This window comes from Streptomyces zaehneri (genome assembly GCF_032248645.1).
GTDB lineage: Bacteria > Actinomycetota > Actinomycetes > Streptomycetales > Streptomycetaceae > Streptomyces > Streptomyces coriariae.
The window spans coordinates 12,429-29,567 of the sequence record NZ_JASTTJ010000023.1 but is presented as its reverse complement, the minus strand read 5'-3'; the positions used below and the strand labels follow the sequence as shown (position 1 = coordinate 29,567).

At 72.5% G+C, this 17,139-nt stretch carries 17 protein-coding genes; 5 read left to right on the top strand and 12 right to left on the bottom strand.

Annotated features, from left to right (window positions below; translation table 11 throughout):
* Positions 1 to 15: 15 nt before the first annotated feature.
* On the bottom strand, positions 16 to 1,011 hold the full coding sequence (gene corA / locus QQM72_RS31135; RefSeq protein ID WP_314224176.1) for a magnesium/cobalt transporter CorA: 996 nt from the start codon (positions 1,009 to 1,011) through the stop codon (positions 16 to 18).
* 62 nt (positions 1,012 to 1,073) lie between these two features.
* Between corA and QQM72_RS31130 the strand changes: the two genes are divergently transcribed.
* The 4 genes from QQM72_RS31130 to mshC all read left to right on the top strand — a co-directional run bounded on the left by QQM72_RS31130 (position 1,074) and on the right by mshC (position 4,617).
* Entirely contained in the window at positions 1,074 to 1,760 is a 687-nt protein-coding gene (locus QQM72_RS31130; RefSeq protein ID WP_314224175.1) for a histidine phosphatase family protein, read from the top strand.
* A gap of 111 nt (positions 1,761 to 1,871) precedes the next feature.
* Positions 1,872 to 2,462, top strand: coding sequence for a DUF3090 domain-containing protein (locus QQM72_RS31125; protein ID WP_020128287.1), 591 nt, complete (start codon positions 1,872 to 1,874; stop codon positions 2,460 to 2,462).
* Entirely contained in the window at positions 2,426 to 3,259 is an 834-nt protein-coding gene (locus QQM72_RS31120; RefSeq protein ID WP_314224174.1) for an SCO1664 family protein, read from the top strand. The genes QQM72_RS31125 and QQM72_RS31120 overlap by 37 nt, the downstream gene beginning before the upstream one ends.
* 128 nt (positions 3,260 to 3,387) lie before the next feature.
* Positions 3,388 to 4,617, top strand: coding sequence for a cysteine--1-D-myo-inosityl 2-amino-2-deoxy-alpha-D-glucopyranoside ligase (mshC, locus tag QQM72_RS31115; protein WP_314224173.1), 1,230 nt, complete (start codon positions 3,388 to 3,390; stop codon positions 4,615 to 4,617).
* 85 nt (positions 4,618 to 4,702) lie between these two features.
* Here the strand turns inward: mshC and QQM72_RS31110 are convergent, their stop codons facing one another.
* The 8 genes from QQM72_RS31110 to QQM72_RS31075 all read right to left on the bottom strand — a co-directional run bounded on the left by QQM72_RS31110 (position 4,703) and on the right by QQM72_RS31075 (position 13,214).
* Positions 4,703 to 5,638, bottom strand: coding sequence for a PAC2 family protein (locus QQM72_RS31110; protein WP_142269503.1), 936 nt, complete (start codon positions 5,636 to 5,638; stop codon positions 4,703 to 4,705).
* Positions 5,639 to 5,830: 192 nt separating this feature from the next.
* A complete protein-coding gene (locus QQM72_RS31105) occupies positions 5,831 to 6,502 on the bottom strand; it encodes a FadR/GntR family transcriptional regulator (RefSeq protein ID WP_314224172.1) in 672 nt (223 codons plus the stop codon).
* Between the two features lie 127 nt (positions 6,503 to 6,629).
* The gene (locus QQM72_RS31100) at positions 6,630 to 7,925 is read right to left on the bottom strand and encodes an amidohydrolase (RefSeq protein WP_314224171.1); all 1,296 of its coding nucleotides are present in this window, start codon (positions 7,923 to 7,925) and stop codon (positions 6,630 to 6,632) included.
* The gene (locus QQM72_RS31095; protein ID WP_314224170.1) at positions 7,922 to 8,686 is read right to left on the bottom strand and encodes a nucleoside phosphorylase; all 765 of its coding nucleotides are present in this window, start codon (positions 8,684 to 8,686) and stop codon (positions 7,922 to 7,924) included. The genes QQM72_RS31100 and QQM72_RS31095 overlap by 4 nt, the downstream gene beginning before the upstream one ends.
* Positions 8,683 to 9,549: an ABC transporter permease gene (locus QQM72_RS31090; RefSeq protein WP_314224169.1), complete on the bottom strand. Its 867-nt coding sequence runs from the start codon at positions 9,547 to 9,549 to the stop codon at positions 8,683 to 8,685. The genes QQM72_RS31095 and QQM72_RS31090 overlap by 4 nt, the downstream gene beginning before the upstream one ends.
* Positions 9,549 to 10,610 carry an ABC transporter permease gene (locus tag QQM72_RS31085; RefSeq protein ID WP_314224168.1) on the bottom strand — a complete coding sequence of 354 codons (1,062 nt, stop codon included), beginning with the start codon at positions 10,608 to 10,610 and terminating at the stop codon, positions 9,549 to 9,551. Before QQM72_RS31085 ends, QQM72_RS31090 begins: the two co-directional genes overlap by 1 nt.
* A complete protein-coding gene (locus QQM72_RS31080) occupies positions 10,607 to 12,178 on the bottom strand; it encodes an ABC transporter ATP-binding protein (protein WP_314224167.1) in 1,572 nt (523 codons plus the stop codon). The genes QQM72_RS31085 and QQM72_RS31080 overlap by 4 nt, the downstream gene beginning before the upstream one ends.
* A complete protein-coding gene (locus QQM72_RS31075; protein WP_314224166.1) occupies positions 12,159 to 13,214 on the bottom strand; it encodes a BMP family ABC transporter substrate-binding protein in 1,056 nt (351 codons plus the stop codon). Before QQM72_RS31075 ends, QQM72_RS31080 begins: the two co-directional genes overlap by 20 nt.
* Positions 13,215 to 13,596: 382 nt before the next feature.
* On the opposite strand from QQM72_RS31075, the gene mtnA reads away from it, so the two are divergent.
* Positions 13,597 to 14,628, top strand: a complete 1,032-nt coding sequence (gene mtnA, locus QQM72_RS31070; RefSeq protein ID WP_314224165.1) for an S-methyl-5-thioribose-1-phosphate isomerase — start codon at positions 13,597 to 13,599, stop codon at positions 14,626 to 14,628.
* 108 nt (positions 14,629 to 14,736) lie between these two features.
* On the opposite strand, the gene mtnB is transcribed toward mtnA, so the two are convergent.
* The 3 genes from mtnB to QQM72_RS31055 are packed head-to-tail and all read right to left on the bottom strand — an operon-like array spanning position 14,737 to position 16,672.
* The gene (gene mtnB / locus QQM72_RS31065) at positions 14,737 to 15,345 is read right to left on the bottom strand and encodes a methylthioribulose 1-phosphate dehydratase (protein WP_314224164.1); all 609 of its coding nucleotides are present in this window, start codon (positions 15,343 to 15,345) and stop codon (positions 14,737 to 14,739) included.
* A complete protein-coding gene (mtnC, locus tag QQM72_RS31060; RefSeq protein WP_314224163.1) occupies positions 15,342 to 16,076 on the bottom strand; it encodes an acireductone synthase in 735 nt (244 codons plus the stop codon). Before mtnC ends, mtnB begins: the two co-directional genes overlap by 4 nt.
* Positions 16,073 to 16,672, bottom strand: coding sequence for a 1,2-dihydroxy-3-keto-5-methylthiopentene dioxygenase (locus QQM72_RS31055; protein WP_314224162.1), 600 nt, complete (start codon positions 16,670 to 16,672; stop codon positions 16,073 to 16,075). Before QQM72_RS31055 ends, mtnC begins: the two co-directional genes overlap by 4 nt.
* Positions 16,673 to 17,139 lie beyond the last annotated feature (467 nt).

The following is a 17,139-nucleotide window of genomic DNA, read 5'->3' as shown; positions in this document are numbered from 1 at the left end:
CGCCCCCAACCGTCCCTAGAGCCATCCGCGGTGCTTGAACAGCCGGTACAGCAGCACCTCGAGCCCGGCCATCAGCGCGATCACCGCCGGATACGACCACACCCACCGCAGCTCCGGCATGTGCTCGAAGTTCATGCCGTAGATGCCCGCGATCATCGTGGGGACCGCGGCCATCGCCGCCCACGCCGAGATCTTCCGCATGTCGTCGTTCTGCCGGACGCTCATCTGCGCCAGGTGCGCCGAGAGGATGTCCGTGACCAGCCGGTCCAGCCCCTCCACGGACTCGTTCACCCGCATGAGATGGTCGCTGACATCACGGAAGAAGGGCCGCGCCCGTTCGTCCACGAACGGCACCCCCGGGCCGGACACGCTGGTGCCCGCCAGCCGGTTCAGCGGCGGCCCCAGCGGGCCGGTCGCCCGGCGGAACTCCAGGATCTGCCGCTTGAACCGGTAGATCCGCGAAGCGGTGTGCCGCGAGCCGCCGCCGTCCGGCGAGAACACCTCCGCCTCCAGCTCCTCCAGGTCCGTCTGGAGTTCCGTCGCCACGTCCAGGTAGTGGTCCACCGTGGCGTCGGCGATCGCGTACACCACCGCCGTGGGGCCCTTGGCGAGCAGCTGGGGCTCGTGCTCGAGCCGGTGCCGTACGGCGGCCAGCGGAGCGCCCTCGCCGTGCCGGACGGTCACCACGAAGCCGTCACCGAGGAAGACCATCACCTCGCCCGAGGAGACCGAGTCGCTCTCGGGCTCGTAGACGACCGGCTTGAACACCAGGAAGAGCGAGTCGTCGTAGATCTCCAGCTTGGGCCGCTGGTGGGCCTTCAACGCGTCCTCGACGGCCAGCGGGTGCAGGCCGAACTCGTGCGTGACGTGGTCGAACTCCTTCTCCGTCGGCTCGTGCAGCCCGATCCACACGAAACCGCCCGCGGCCCGTGCCTCGGCCAGGGCGTCCGAGAAGTCCTCCGGGCCCTCCGTACGGTGCCCGTCGCGATACACAGCGCAGTCGACGATCACTCGGCGCATTCTCCCTTCGGACGCTCACCGGCGCACGCCCGCGTGCGCCTACCCTGGGCCGCATGCCCACGTTGATCCTCGTCCGGCACGGCCGGTCCACCGCCAACACCTCCGGACTGCTCGCCGGCTGGACGCCCGGCGTCGCCCTCGACGAGCGGGGAGCCGCGCAGGCGGCCGCCCTGCCGGGGCGGCTCGACGCGCTGCCGCTCGCCGAGGTCGTCGCAAGCCCCCTCCAGCGGTGCCAGGAGACGATCCGGCCGCTCCTCGACGCCCGCCCCGGGCTGCGCGCCCACACCGACGAGCGGATCGGGGAGTGCCACTACGGCGACTGGTCCGGACGCAAGCTCGCCGAGCTGATGGACGAGCCCCTGATGGAGGTCGTGCAGGCGCACCCCTCCGCCGCCGCGTTCCCCGGCGGCGAGTCCATGCGGGCCATGCAGACCCGCGCCGCCGAGGCGGTGCGCGAGTGGAACGCGCGCGTGGAGCGCGACCACGGAGCCGACGCCGTCTATCTGATGTGCTCGCACGGCGACATCATCAAGTCGCTCGTGGCGGACGCCCTCGGGCTTCATCTCGACCTCTTCCAGCGGATCTCTGTGGAACCGTGTTCCGTCACCGCGATCCGTTACACCCGGCTGCGCCCCTTTCTCGTGCGCCTCGGCGACACCGGCGACTTCGCGTCGCTCGCCCCGCGCGAGGAGCCGCCGGCCGGGGACGCGACGGTCGGGGGTGGTGCGGGCGCACCGTGATCGTCGGCCGCAGTAGGGTGAAGCGGTCCGCAAACGCGCGCGTACCCGCAGGGACGTTCCCCCACTCGTTCCCCGGCCCACGATGACCCACGATTCCCATGGAGACAGGACGTGTCCCGTCAGGTGTTCCTCTACGACCCCCCGGACCGCTTCGTGGCCGGTACGGTCGGACTGCCCGGGCGCCGTACCTTCTTCCTCCAGGCCACCGCCGGCTCCCGAGTGACCAGCGTGGCCCTGGAGAAGACCCAGGTCGCCGCGCTCGCCGAGCGCATGGACGAACTGCTGGACGAGGTCGTACGCCGCACCGGCGGCAGCGCCCCCGTGCCCGCGATGTCGCCCGCCGAGAACACCGACACGGCCCCCCTCGACACACCGATCGAGGAGGAGTTCCGGGTCGGCACCATGGCCCTCGCCTGGGACGGCGAGGAACAGCGCATGATCGTCGAGGCGCAGGCCCTCGTGGAACTCGACGCGGACTCCGAGGAGGACCTCGCCGAGGCCGAGGAGAAACTTCTCCAGGACGAGGAGAACGGGCCCCCGATGCTGCGGGTCCGGCTCAGCGGCGCGCAGGCGAGGGCCTTCGCCAAGCGCGCTCTCGACGTCGTCAACGCGGGCCGGCCGCCGTGCCCGCTGTGCAGCCTGCCGCTCGATCCGGAAGGACACGTATGTCCGCGCCAGAACGGATACCGCCGGGGGGCGTGACGACCACCGACCCGGCCGCCGCCGAACTCCTCGCGCGCGGCGAGCTCACCGTCCGCGGGCGCATCCGCGACGCCTCCAACGCGGCCCTGTACTGCACCGTCGCGCACGAGGGCCGCGAGGCCGCCTGCGTCTACAAGCCCGTCGCCGGGGAGCGGCCGCTGTGGGACTTCCCCGACGGCACCCTCGCCCAGCGTGAGGTCGCCGCCTACGAGGTCTCCGAGGCGACCGGCTGGGGCCTCGTGCCGCCCACCGTGCTGCGCGAGGGGCCGTACGGCGAGGGCATGTGCCAGCTGTGGATCGAGACGGCCCCCGAGGCCGACCTGCTCGCCCTGGTGGACGCGCAGGAGCCCGAGCCGGGCTGGAGGGCGATCGGCTTCGCCGAGGTCGGCGAGGGCCGCACCGCGCTGCTCGTGCACGCCGACGACGAGCGGCTGCGCCGGCTCGCCGTCCTCGACGCGGTGATCAACAACGCCGACCGCAAGGGCGGCCACCTCCTGCCCACCGCCGACGGCCGGCTGTACGGCATCGACCACGGGGTCACCTTCAACGCCGAGAACAAGCTGCGTACGCTCCTGTGGGGCTGGGCGGGGGAGCCCCTGAGCGGCGAGGCCCTCGACGTGCTCAAGGGCCTCAGAGGCGCCCTGGAGCCCGGCGGGCGGCTGGCGGTCACCCTGGCCGCGCTCCTCACCCCCGCCGAGGTCGACGCCACGCGCGCGCGTGCCGACGCGCTGCTGGCGGCCGGGAAGCACCCGGAGCCGAGCGGCGACTGGCCGGCCATCCCCTGGCCCCCGGTCTGAACCGTCCGGCATGCGGACCGCCCCCACCGGCCCGGAGCATGCCGGACGGAATCACACAAGAGGGTCTTCCCGGCCATCTGGCCTGCTCCGGTTCGTATACGCAACTTCCGTCCGGTTAGGCTCATGACATGCATGCCTGGCCCGCTTCCGAGGTCCCCGCCCTGCCTGGTCAGGGCCGCGACCTGAGGATCCACGACACCGCGACCGGCGGCTTGGTCTCCCTCGACCCCGGTCCCGTCGCCCGTATCTACGTCTGCGGCATCACGCCGTACGACGCGACCCACATCGGTCACGCGGCGACCTACAACGCGTTCGACCTCGTTCAGCGCGTGTGGCTCGACACCAAGCGGCAGGTTCACTACGTCCAGAACGTCACCGACGTCGACGACCCGCTCCTGGAGCGGGCCGAACGCGACGGCGTCGACTGGGTCGCCCTCGCCGAGAAGGAGACGGCGCTCTTCCGCGAGGACATGACGGCCCTGCGGATGCTGCCGCCGCGGCACTACATAGGCGCCGTCGAGGCGATACCCGGCATCGTCCCGCTCGTCGAGCGGCTGCGGGACGCGGGAGCCGCCTACGAGCTCGAGGGCGACGTCTACTTCTCCGTCGAGTCCGACCCGAACTTCGGCCGGGTCTCGGGCCTGGACGCGGCCGCCATGCGGCTGCTCTCCGCCGAGCGCGGCGGCGACCCCGACCGCCCCGGCAAGAAGAACCCGCTCGACCCGATGCTCTGGATGGCGGCCCGTGAGGGCGAGCCCAGCTGGGACGGCGGCTCGCTCGGCCGCGGCCGGCCGGGCTGGCACATCGAGTGCGTGGCCATCGCCCTGGACCACCTCGGGATGGGCTTCGACGTGCAGGGCGGCGGCTCCGACCTCGCCTTCCCGCACCACGAGATGGGCGCCTCCCACGCCCAGGTGCTGACCGGCGAGTTCCCCATGGCCCAGGCGTACGTCCACGCCGGCATGGTCGCCCTGGACGGCGAGAAGATGTCCAAGTCCCGGGGCAACCTCGTCTTCGTCTCGAAGCTGCGCCAGGACGGCGTCGACCCCGCCGCCATCCGCCTCACCCTCCTCGCCCACCACTACCGGGCCGACTGGGAGTGGACCGACCAGGTCCTCGTCGACGCCGAGGCCCGGCTCGGGCGCTGGCGTGCCGCCGTCTCCCGGCCCGACGGGCCGCCCGCCGAGGCGCTCGTCGAGGAGATCCGCGAGGCGCTCGGCAACGACCTCGACGCCCCGGCCGCGCTCGCCGCCGTCGACCGCTGGGCGGCGCTCCAGCAGGAGCACGGCGGTACGGACATCGGCGCCCCCGGCGTCGTCTCGCGGGCCGTGGACGCGCTGCTGGGCGTGGCGCTGTAGCCGAAGGCGCCCGTACACCGGGTACGACGAGGGGCGGTGCGCCGATGCGCACCGCCCCTCGTCGTTCTGCGTCCCGCCCGGTGTCCTAGTCCTCCGAGGAATCGCTGTCGTCGGAGGCGTCGCCGCTCGGCTTCGGCGGCTTCGGGGGCCGGGTCCGCTCCCCGGGGTCCGGCGGACCGCCGCCGTCCCGGCGCCGCAGATAGCGCTCGAACTCGCGGGCGATCGCCTCGCCCGACGCCTCCGGCAGCTCCGCCGTGTCCCGCGCCTCCTCCAGCGTCTGCACGTACTCGGCGACCTCGGTGTCCTCGGCGGCCAGCTGGTCCACGCCCACCTGCCAGGCACGCGCGTCCTCGGGCAGCTCGCCCAGGGGGATGCGCACGTCGATCAGGTCCTCCAGGCGGTTGAGGAGGGCCAGCGTCGCCTTCGGGTTCGGCGGCTGCGAGACGTAGTGCGGCACGGCCGCCCAGAGGCTCACCGCCGGCACCCCCGCGTGCGTGCACGCCTCCTGGAGGACGCCGACGATGCCCGTGGGGCCCTCGTACTTGGTCTCCTCCAGGTCCATCCGCTGGGCCAGGTCCGCGTCGGACGTGGTCCCGCTGATCGGCACCGGACGCGTGTGCGGGGTGTCACCGAGCAGGGCGCCCAGGATGACCACCAGCTCCACACCCAACTCGTGCGCGAAGCCCAGCAGCTCGTTGCAGAACGAGCGCCAGCGCATGGACGGTTCGATGCCGCGGACGAGCACCAGGTCGCGCGGCTTGTCGCCGCCGACGCGGACGACCGACAACCTTGTCGTCGGCCACGTGATCTTGCGCACGCCGGCGTCCATCCACACCGTGGGGCGGTTCACCTGGAAGTCGTAGTAGTCCTCGGCGTCCAGCGCCGCGAACACCTCGCCCTTCCACTCCCGCTCCAGATGCCCGACCGCGGTGGAGGCTGCGTCGCCGGCATCGTTCCAGCCCTCGAACGCGGCCACCATGACCGGGTCGATCAGCTCGGGTACCCCCTCGAGCTCGATCACCCAGCGCCTCCTTCCGACGTGCCCTCGCTTGACCACCCAACCTTACGGCGTTCCGCGGGGGCGCTCGCAGCCCCCTTGTGCGGGGGAGTGAACGGATCACTGCCCCGTTCGCCACCCCCGAACACCCCGTCCCGCACCCGACTCACGGCGTCGGGGCACAGGCAACGCACAGGGTGGCCGCGCGCCGCGGACTCACAGCGTCGAGCGCAGCCACTGCTCCACACTCGCGATGTGCACCGTCGCCCACGACCGCGCCGCCTCCGCGTCCCGGTCGCGCAGCGCCGCCAGGATCGCCCGGTGTTCGCGGAGTGTGCCGGTGACCGCGTCCTCCTGCGTCAGGCCGCGCCAGATGCGGGCCCGGGTGGTGGGCCCGGACAGTCCGTCGAGCAGCGAGCACAGCACCGAGTTGCCGGCGCTCTGCACGATGCCCCGGTGGAACTCCAGGTCGCCCGCGACCAGTTCCTCCACCGAGGGATCGGCCCCGAGCTTGTCCAACTGGGCGTCGAGCGCGTCCAGTTGCTGCTCACTGATCCGCAGGGCGGCCATCGCGGTGGCGGCCGGCTCCAGGATGCGGCGTACGGCCAGGAACTCCAGGACCGTGTCGTCGCGGTGGAAGTCGACGACGAAACTCAGCGCCTCGAGGAGCAGTTGCGGATCGAGACTGGTGACGTAGGTGCCGTCGCCCTGTCGCACGTCCAGGATCCGGATCAGCGACAGGGCGCGCACCGCCTCGCGCAGGGAGTTGCGTGACAGACCCAGATCGGCGGCCAGCTCGCTCTCCTTGGGCAGCCGGTCCCCGGGGCGCAGCGCACCCGAGACGATCATGCCCTTGATCTTCTCGATCGCCTCGTCGGTGACTGCCATGCCGGCCTCCCTGTCGTTCATCGCCCGGACGTCGGATCCGGGCGGCGGACCCGGACATCGCATCCGGACATCGGATCTGGACATCAGATCTAGACATCGGATGTCTCAGCGCCATTATGGGGGCAGATCAGAGCAGTGCCTCCAGGTCCGCGATCACCGCCCGCTCGTCGACCGTGGTCAGCCCACGATCGCGCATCAGCACCCGCCCGTCGACGACGGTGTCCCGCACGTCCGAGGGGTGCGCCGCGTACGCCAGCGTCGACCACGGGTCGTGGCGCGGCCGCAGATGCGGTGCGTCCAGGTCGATGACGATCAGGTCGGCCCGCTTGCCCGCCTCCAGCGAACCGAGCTGCTCGCCGAGCCCGAGCGCCCGCGCGCCCTCGATCGTCGCCATCCGTACGGCCTGCTCGGCGCCGACTGCCGTCGGATCGCCGGACGCCTTGTGCACCAGCGCCGCCTGCCGTACGGCCCCCAGCACGTCCAGCGAGTTGGAGCTGACGGCGCCGTCCGTGCCCAGTCCCACCGTCACGCCCGCGCTCAGCAGCCGCGGCACGGGCGCGATGCCGCAGCCCAGCTTCAGGTTCGACACCGGACAGTGGGCGACGGCCGTGCCCGTCCGGGCCAGCGCCGCGATCTCGGGCCCGGTGAGGTCGACGGCGTGCGCGAGCAGCACGTCGGGGCCGAGCAGCCCGAGGGAGTCGAGCAGCTCCACCGGCCGCTTCCCGTGCTGCACCTCGACGGTGGCGACCTCGGTGGCGTTCTCGGCCGCGTGGATGTGCACCAGCGCCCCGAACTCCCGGGCCAGCGCGAAGACATCGGTGAGCTGCCTGGGGGAGAGGGCGTACGCCGAGTGCGCGAAGACGACCGGCCGGTGTCCGGGCCGGGCGGGCCCGCGCGCCTCGAGGTCGCGTCGCGCCCACCCGAGCCGCTCCTCGTACGCCATGCCGTCCGGCGGCCCGGGAACGTCCATGAAGGTGGGCCCGGTGTGCAGCCGCCAGCCCGTCTCGCGGGCCGCCCGCTCGGCCGCCTCGTGGAACCAGTACATGTCCAGCGCCGAGGTCACCCCGGCCCGCAGGCTCTCGGCGACCGCCAGCCGCACCGCCGCCGCCACGTTCTGCGGCGCCAGCAGCTCCGCCTCCCACTTCAGCACCCGCTCCAGGAAGCCCTGGAGGGTCACGTCGTCGGCGCGGCCGCGCAGCAGGGTCATCGCGAGGTGGGTGTGCGTGTTGATCAGCCCGGGGAGGACGAGACAGCCGCCGGCGTCGATCTCCTCGGCCGCGGTGTGGCGCTCGCGCAGCTCGTGGGCCGGTCCCACGGCGAGGACGGCGCCCTCGTGGACGGCTACGGCCCCGCCCTGGACGACGGTTCCGGCGTCGTCCATCGTCAGGACGTCGCCGCCGTGCACCAGCAGGTCGATGCTCACGCCTGTGCACCCCGCGCTTCCGCTTCCGCGAGCAGCCGCAGCGCCTCAAGCGACACCACCGCGCCCCGTTCGACGCCGGCCGCGACGATCTCCCGGTGCGGGTCGTAGCCGCCGGTCGCCTGCTCGTCGACCAGCTCGTCCGCGTTGGCCCCGTCGATCACCAGCACACCGCCCGCGACCAGGCCGCGCAGCGAGGCGGTGACCAGCAGCGCGGACAGTTCCATCTCGATGGCGGCGAGCCCGGCGCCCTCGTAGGAGAAGAGCGGGAGCAGGCCCGGCTGGAAGGCCGCCCGGGTCCACACGACGCCCCGGTGGTGCGGGGCGCCGGCTTCGCGGGCCGCGCGCTGGAGGGCGAGGACCGCCTCGGGCGCGGACACCGCCGGGTACTCCGGGGGCAGCAGCTGATGGGTGACGCCGTCGTCGCGTACGGCCGCCTCCGCGACGACCAGGTCGCCGTCCCCGATGCCCGGCTTCATGGCGCCCGCCGTACCGAACCGCAGGAAGGTGCGCACGCCCGCGTCCGCCAGCTCCTGGAACAGCAGGATCGCGCCGGGCGCGCCCACGCCGTGCGAGGCCACGACGACCGGCACGCCCTTCCAGCTTCCGCTGAACACCCGGTACTCGCGGTGGTACGAGACCTCCTCGGCGCCGTCGAGGAGCGCGGCGACGGCGGCGGCGCGGGCCGGGTCGCCCACGACCACGGCGTGCGCCGGGAGACCGGTGCGCGGAATGCGGGTGACGGGCAGCAGGTCCTGTGTCATTGGACGGCTCCGGTGGTACGGGGGCGGCGACGGCGGCGGGCCGTCGTGAGGAACAGGGCGCCGAGCGTGACGACGTAGGGCGCGGCGTCGGTCGCCTGCTGCGGCAGGCCGAGGCCCTGGAGGCGGAACCCGGCCGCTTCGGCGAGCCCGAACAGCAGCGCGGCGAGCAGGACGCCCAGGGGTGCGGCGCGGCCCAGCATGACGGCCACGACAGCGATCCAACCACGGCCCGCCGTCATGTTCTCCGTGAACAACGTGACGTTGCCGAGGGCGAGCTGGGCGCCCGCGAGACCGCACAGCACTCCCGACAGCAGGATCGCGCCGTACCGGTACTTCGCCGGGCTGACCCCGAGGGTGGCCGCCGCGTCGGGCGCCTCGCCGACCCCGCGCAGCCGGAGCCCCCACACATGGCGCGACAGCAGCAGGGCGGCGACCGCGACCGCCGCCCACGACAGGTACGCGAGCGGGGTGAAGCCACCGATCAGCGGCAGCCCGGCGAGGGAGGGATCGTCGAAGGTGCCCTGCACGCCGAAGACGGTGCGCAGCAGGAAGCTGGTCAGGCCGACGGCCAGGAGGTTCATGGCGATGCCGAGGACCACCGCGTCCCCGCGCAGGGTGACCGCCCCCACGGCCAGGATCAGCGAGTACGCGGCCGCCGCGAGGGCCGCCGCCAGGACGCCGAGCCAGGGGCTGCCGGTGAACCAGCTGGTCGCCACGGAGGTGAAGCAGCCCATCAGCATCATGCCCTCGAGGCCGATGTTGAAGACCCCGGCACGCTCGCACAGGGCGCCGCCGAGGGCCGCCAGCAGGATCGGGGTGAGCGCGCGCAGCGCCGACATGAGGAGATCGGAGTCGAGGAACATCACACCGCCTCGCTTTCCCGGGTGCGACGGCCGAACCAGCGGCTGGGGAACAGGCGGCTGGGGAAGCGCAGCCGGGCCGCGAGGAACACGATCACGATCGCCTGGAGCACCTGGGTCAGTTCGCGCGGCACCTCGGTGGTGCGCTCCATCGCCAGTCCGCCGACCTGGAGGACGGCGAAGAAGAACGCGGCGACGACCGTGCCCAGCGGAGCCGCGGCGGCGAGCAGGGCCGCCGTGAGGCCGGTCCAGGTGTAGCCGGGGGCGGTGAGCGAGCCGTCCACGAAGCGGTAGGGGAAGCTCAGCACCCCGATGGCGCCCACGAGGCCTGCGAGGCCGCCGGAGAGCGCCATCAACTTCAGGGTCAGGCCTCGGCGTTCGACGCCGGCGTACGCGGAGAAGCGGGGGTTGAGGCCGGTCATGCGGATCTCGTAGCCGACGGCGGTGCGCTTGTCGGTGAACCAGTACGCGGCGGCGGCGATCGCGACGAGGACGAGCCCGAGGGTGACCGTGGAGTCGCCGAACGCGGGCAGTGCCACCCCGTCCGGCAGCGCACGGGTCTGGGGCAGGCTGGAGCCCGGCTCCTTCAGCGGGTAGCGCGCCAGGTAGGAGGCGAGCGACACCGCCGGATAGCTGAGCAGCAGGCTGCTGACCAGCAGCGGGACCCCGAGGTGGTTCTCGCACAGGGCGGCCAGGACGGCGTACCCGGCGCCCGCCGCCATCCCGGCGAGCAGCGCCAGGACCACGGTGAGGGGCGCGGGGAGCGGCGAGTAGAGGCCGGTGACGGCGGCCGTGATCCCGCCGAGCACCATCTGTCCGTCGCCGCCGAGGTTGATCAGCCCGGCCCGCAGCGGGATCGCCAGCGCGAGCGCCAGACCGAGCACGCTGGTGCCGGTGGTCAGGGTCGAGCCGATGCCGTCGGCGCCGAGCGCGCCGGTCACGACGGCCCGGTACGCCGTGACGGGGTCCGCGCCGGTGCCGAGCAGGAACAGCGCGCCGATGACGAGGCCCGCGAGGACGGAGAAGGTGAGGGGGGAGCGCAGGGCTCCGGATATGCGTGTCATGTCAGTGGGTTCATGTCGGTGGCCTCCACGGGGGCGCCCGCCATGGCGAGGCCCAGCGTCCGCTCGTCCGCCTCTTCCTTGGTGTACGAGGCCGCGACCCGGCCCTCGTACATGACGAGCACACGGTCCGCGAGGCCGCGGATCTCGCTCAGCTCGGCCGAGACGAGGAGGACGGCGTGACCGGCGTCGCGGTAGGCGATCAGCTGGTCGTGGATGTTCTGGATGGCGCCGATGTCGACGCCCCGGGTCGGCTGTTCGACCAGCAACAGCGGTGCTTCGTGGGCGAGTTCGCGGCCGATGAGCAGCTTCTGGAGATTGCCGCCGGACAGCGCGGAGGCCGGGACCTCGGTGGTCGACGCCTTGATGCCGAAGCGTTCGACGAGCCGCCGGGCGTGCGCGCGGACGGCCGCAGGCGGCAGCAGGCCGCGGGCGGAGAGGGTGGTGCGGTGGTGTCCCATCGCCAGGTTGTCCGCGACCGAGGCGGCGGGGGCCGTACCGACCGCGTGCCGGTCCTCGGGGACGTAGGCGAGCCCCTTCACACGCCGCTCGGTGGCCGAGGCGTGCGTGATGTCGTCGCCCTGGAGCGTGACCTGTCCGGCGGAGACGGGTCGCAGCCCGGCCAGCGCCTCGACCAGCTCGCTCTGGCCGTTCCCGGCGACGCCCGCGATGCCGACGATCTCACCGGCGCGGACGGTGAGGTCCACATCGTGGACGGAATCCGTGCTGAACCCGGTGACCCGCAGCACTGCTTCACCGGGCGTTCCCGGCGCGTGGACACGGTCCAGTTCCACCGCGCGGCCGGTCATCGCGGCGGCGATCTCGTCGGCCGTCGTCTCGGAGGTGACCAGCCGGGCGGCGACCCGGCCGTCCCGCAGGACGGTCACCCGGTCACTGCCCTCCAGCACCTCGCGCAGCTTGTGCGTGACGAGGACGACCGTACGGCCCTGCGCGGTCAGCGACTTGAGCACGCCGAACAGGGTGTCCGCCTCCGCCGGGGTGAGCACGGCCGTCGGCTCGTCGAGGATGAGCGTACGGGCGCCGCGGTGCAGCAGCTTGAGGATCTCCACGCGCTGCCGCAGCCCGACCGGCAGGCCGCCGACCCGGGCGTCGGGATCGACGGCCAGCCCGTGCTCCTCGGCGAGCGCACGCACCCGGCGGCGGGCCGCGGCCCGGTCCACCAGGCCGAAGCGGCGCGGTTCGGCCGCGTAGACGACGTTCTCGGCGACCGTCAGCGAGTCGAACAGCTTGAAGCTCTGGTGGACCATGCCGAGCCCCGCGGCCATGGCGTCGGAGGGGCTGGCGAAGCGCACCTCCCGCCCGTCGACCCGGATCGACCCGGCGTCGGCGCGCTCCATGCCGTACAGGACCGACATCAGGGTGGACTTGCCCGCGCCGTTCTCGCCCATCAGGGCGTGGATCTCACCGTGACGGACGGTCAGGTCGACGGCGTCGTTGGCGAGCGTGCCGGGGAACCGCTTGGTGATTCCCCGGAGCTCGACGGCGACGCCGGTCACGCCCGCGCCGCTCTCTTCCGTGCCGGTCCCAGGTTCAGCCGGCGGCGGGGTCATCGACCTTCAGCTCTCCGGAGACGATCTGGTCGCGCAGCGCCTCGACCTTCGTGAGGACGTCCTTGTGGTCGGCGATCACGCACTTCGACGTGTCCACGCCGTCCTCCAGGCCGGTCAGGCTGATGCCGCCCTCCTTGAGGCCGTACGAGACGGTCGTGCCGGTGGTGCCGCCGAGGACCGACTCGATGCCCTTCTCGACGGCGATGTCCGTGCGCTTGATCACGTTGTCGACGACCGTGCCCGGCGCCGAGGCGCACTGGTTGACGTCGACGCCGTACGCGAACGCGCCCTTGGCCTTCGCGGCCTCGAAGACGCCGTAGTTGCCGGCCGCCGCGGCCGCCATGATCTGGTCGTAGCCCTTGGCCAGCAGGGTGTTCGCCTGTTCCTTGGCGCGCGCCGAGTCGTCGAAGGGGGACTGGCCGCCCACGAAGCGGGTCGACGCCTGCGTCCCCGCGGCGACCTTCTTGGCGCCGGCCGCGAACGGGTCGCTGTAGCGGCGGAACTGGGGAGTGTCGAGCACGTCGACGGCGCCGACCTTGCCGGACTTGCTCAGCAGGCCCGCCTCGGCGCCGGCGAGGTAGACGCCCTCGTGCTCACGGAAGACCGCGCAGCTGACGTTCTTGAAGGTCTTGGTGGTGCACGCGTCGATGATCAGGAACTGCTGGCCCGGGTTCTTCTCGGCCTGCTGGGCGACGAGGTCGGCGAACTCGAAGCCGACGAGGACGATGACGTCCGGCTTGGCGTCCACCGCGGCCTGCACGTTCTGCTGCTGGGAGGCGGTGTCGGTGGACTCGTAGACCTTCTGGGTCCCGTCGTGCTGCTTCGCCGCGCTCTTGATGCCGGTCACCGCGAGCTTGAGGAACTCGTTCTGGCCGACGGCGTCGGGGGTGACGAGGGTGAAGGACTTGCCGCTGCCGCCGCTCGCGGCCGTGGCCGAGTCGTCCTTCTCCGCGGCGGCGTTGCAGGCGGTGGCGAGGAGCACGGTGCCGGTCGCGAGGGCGGCGAGCTGCACGGAACGGCGGTGTCTGCGGGGCATCGGGGAACCTTCCGGGTATGCCGAGAGAGGCGCATCGCGATGCTGAGGTGCGCGCGTACGGCGGGGTGAGGTGAGCGACGGTGCTCGGTGCGGCTCAGACCGCGGGGGAGGGCCGAGAGGACGGACTCAGCCGCGACAGCCGTCGCCGGCGCAGCGGCCGAAGTCGAGGAAGCGGCGCCTGGTGAGCAGCGGCATGCGTTCCCCCTCCGTCTCGTTCTGCGGGATGCTGGTATCGCCCTGCGGATGCAGGTGCTGGACTCTAACACTCGTTTCCGGACATCCGACGGGGTGTCTCGAACTGTGGTTCGCTCGCCGTCCGTCGAGGGTTCTTCGAGGTCATGTACGGTGTCGAACACCATTGGAACATCAGGAGCGTCCCGTTATGTCCCAGGAACTGCGCGCCGTCGAGTGGACCGGAACCGGCCTCGCGCTGATCGACCAGACCGCTCTCCCGCACCGCACCGCGATCGTCGATGTCCACGATGTGGACACCCTGGTCGACGCGATCCAGCGGCTGGTCGTGCGCGGCGCCCCCGCGATCGGCGCGGCGGGCGCCTACGGCGTCGCGATCGCGCTCATGGAGGGTGAGCGCGAGGGCTGGACGGCCGACGAGATACGCAAGGCCGTCGCCCGCGTCCGCGAGGCCCGCCCGACCGCCGTGAACCTCATGGTGTGCGTGGACCGGGTCATGACCCGCTTCGACGAGGGGCTCGACGCGGTTGTGGCGGAGGCGGCCGCGGTGCAGCGCGAGGACGTCGAGGCCAACCGCGCGATGGGCGCGTTCGGCGCGGACTGGCTGTTGGAGCGGGTCGGCGCGGACCGCCCGCTGCGGATCCTGACGCACTGCAACACCGGCGCGCTGGCCACCGCCGGCTGGGGCACCGCCCTCGGTGTCATCCGCGAACTGCACGCGCGCGGACGCCTCGAGGTCGTCTACGCCGACGAGACCCGCCCGCTGCTCCAGGGATCGCGCCTGACCGCCTGGGAGCTGGTCCAGGAGGGCATCGCGCACTTCGTCCAGGCCGACGGGGCCGCCGCCGGCACCATCCTGCGCGGCGAGGTCGACGCGGCGATCGTGGGCGCCGACCGCATCGCGGCCAACGGCGACACCGCCAACAAGGTCGGCACCGTGGGCGTCGCCCTCGCCTGCGCCGACGCGGGCATCCCGTTCCTGGTGGCGGCGCCCACCACCACGGTCGATCTCTCGACGCCGGACGGCGCCGCCATCCACATCGAACTCCGCGGCGAGGACGAGGTGCTGGAGTGGGCCGGGGTGCGCACCGCGCCCGCCGAGTCGCGCGGTCACAACCCGGCGTTCGACGTCACGCCGGGCCGGCTGGTGACGGGCCTGGTGACCGAGCGGGGCGTACTTGAGGTGTCCTCGGGGGAGTTGCCCGGGGACCGGCTGCGCTGAGCCGCGCCGAGCACACCGGCCGCGCCGGACGCACCGAAGGCCACGGTCGAGGGACCGTGGCCTTTCGCGTGTCTCGCGCGTCCCCTGTGCGTCGCGGGTCTCTCGTGGTCAGCGCCGCGTCAGCTCCAGCTCCAGGAGCCATTCGACGACCTCGGTGTGGTGACGGGCCTGGCGCGGGGTGTCGCCCCACACGTACAGACCGTGCCCGGCCACGACCACCGCGGGCATCCGCGGTTCGCGGGCCGCCTCCAGCCGGTCGCCGAGGACCTTCATGTCCTGGCTGTTGGCGATGACCGGCAGGGTGACCTCGACGTCGTGCGCGGGCTGGCCGACGCCCTTGAGCATCTCGATGTCCTTGAAGACGATCCCGCCCGGGTGCCGGTGGCCGAGCGCCACGGACGCCACCGTGTGCACGTGCACGACCGCGCCCGCACCGGTCAGCGCGGCCACGCGCGCGTGCAGTTCGGCCTCGGCGGACGGCTTGCCCTCGTGCACGGCGGCGCCGTTGCCGTCCACCAGCACCACGTCCGCCGGGGTCAGTTCACCCTTGTCGTGGCCGCTCGCGGTGACCGCGAGCCGCAGCGGGTCGCGGGTGAGCACCACCGACAGGTTGCCCGAGGTGCCGCGCATCCAGCCGAAGGAGGCGAAGCGGGCGGCCTCGGCGGCGAGGACCGCCCCCGCCTCCTCCAGGTCCGATGCGGTGAGGTCGGCGGTCATGAAGTGCTCCTGGAGTTGCTCACGGTGATCTCGTCGAACGTCCCCGCCTGCGCGTGGTCGCCGACGCCCTGCTCGAAATACGGTTCCCCCGGCCGCCGGACGCCGACCGTGTGCCAGCCGGCCTCGCGGGCCGCGTCCAGCTCGCCGGGCCGGTCGGAGAGGAACAGCAGCCGGTCGGCCGCCACTCCGGTCGACGCGGCGATACGGCGGTACGACTGCGGCTCCTGCTTGGGGCCGGCGTTCTCGGTGTCGTACAGCCCGGAAAGCAGCGAGGTGAGGTCGCCCGCCGGGCTGTTGGTGAACCACGCTTGCTGGGCGGACACCGCGCCCGACGAGTAGACGTAAAGTCGCAGCCCCGCCGCGTGCCAGGCGCGCAGCCGCGGCACGACGTCGTCGTAGAAGTGCGAGACGAGGTCGCCGCGCGCGAAGCCCTCGGACCAGATGACGCCCTGCAGGCTCTTCAGCGGGGTCGCCTTGCGGTCCTCGTCGAGCCAGGCGTTCAGCGTCTTCTCGATCGCGGCCGCGTCGGCGTCCGGTTCGCCCGTCAGCTCACGTACCTGCGCGATCGCCCGTGCCACCGCGGGCTCCCCGGCCCGTTCGGTGAGCAGCTCGGCGAAGCGGGCGCGGGAGTACGGGTACAGCACGTCCACCACGAAGCCCGTGGCGCTCGTGGTGCCCTCGATGTCGAGCACCACGGCGTCCACGTCGTACGCCGGGCCCGGCAGGCTCACGCGGCGGCCCGGTCGGCCTCGTAGCCGGCCGCGATCGTGTCGTAGTCGGGGAAGCGGCCGGCGATGGTGGAGCCGGTGAAGCTGCCGATCCAGCCGTCCTCCTCGTGGAAGAAGCGGATCGCCGTGAACGAGGGGCTGGTGCCCATGTCGAACCAGTGGGTGGTGCCGCGCGGCACGCCCAGCAGATCGCCCTTCTCGCAGAAGACCGCGTGCACCTCGCCGTTCACGTGCAGGTAGAAGATGCCGGAGCCGGAGACGAAGAAGCGGACCTCGTCATCGTCGTCGTGGGTGTGCTCCTGGAGGAACTTCTCGCGGGCGGCCTTCGCCTTCGCCGGGAACTCCGGGTCGTCGCTCGGGTGCAGACCGAGGACGTCGACGGTGGTGAAGCCCTCCTGCGCGTTCAGCTTCTCGATCTCCGGGCCGTACGCCGCGAACACCGTCTCGCTGTCGGCGTCGAACGGCACGTCCGCGCGGACCGGCCACTGTTCGTAGCGCACGCCCAGCGGCTCGAGGGCCGCGGCGATCTCGACGGGGTCGCAGGTGCGGCGGACCAGGGTCTCCGGGCCGGACTCGGACCAGGTCGTCAGCAGCGTCATGGAAGCAACTCCAGGCTTCTGGAAGGGGTGTCCGGATACCGAGACGGATCGGACGGGGAGAGGGGCAGGAGGGGGAGAGGCGGGGCGGCGGGGGACGGTCACTCAGCCGCGACACGGCGCGCCGGGACAGCGCCGCATGCAGGGCATGCGCAGCGCGTTCGCGCGATATGACGTCATCGGGGCCTCACTGTGCCGGGTCGGATGCCGGTTCCGTGATGGTAACTCCCGGCGGCGCGTACCTCGCCTGTGACGTAATCGTTGTCTCGAATACTGAGATATGGTGTCCATTCCTTTGACGGGTGGCTGAAATCGTTCTCATGATCTGCATATGAAGACGCTGCTGCTCGTGCGGCGGCTGTACGTGGACTTGCTCCGGTCGACCACGGCCAGCTGTCGCTGACCCCTCCCGGAGCTTTGTCGCGCCCCCGTTCCCGGGGCGCTCCCCGCCACGCGCGGTGGCTCGTTCC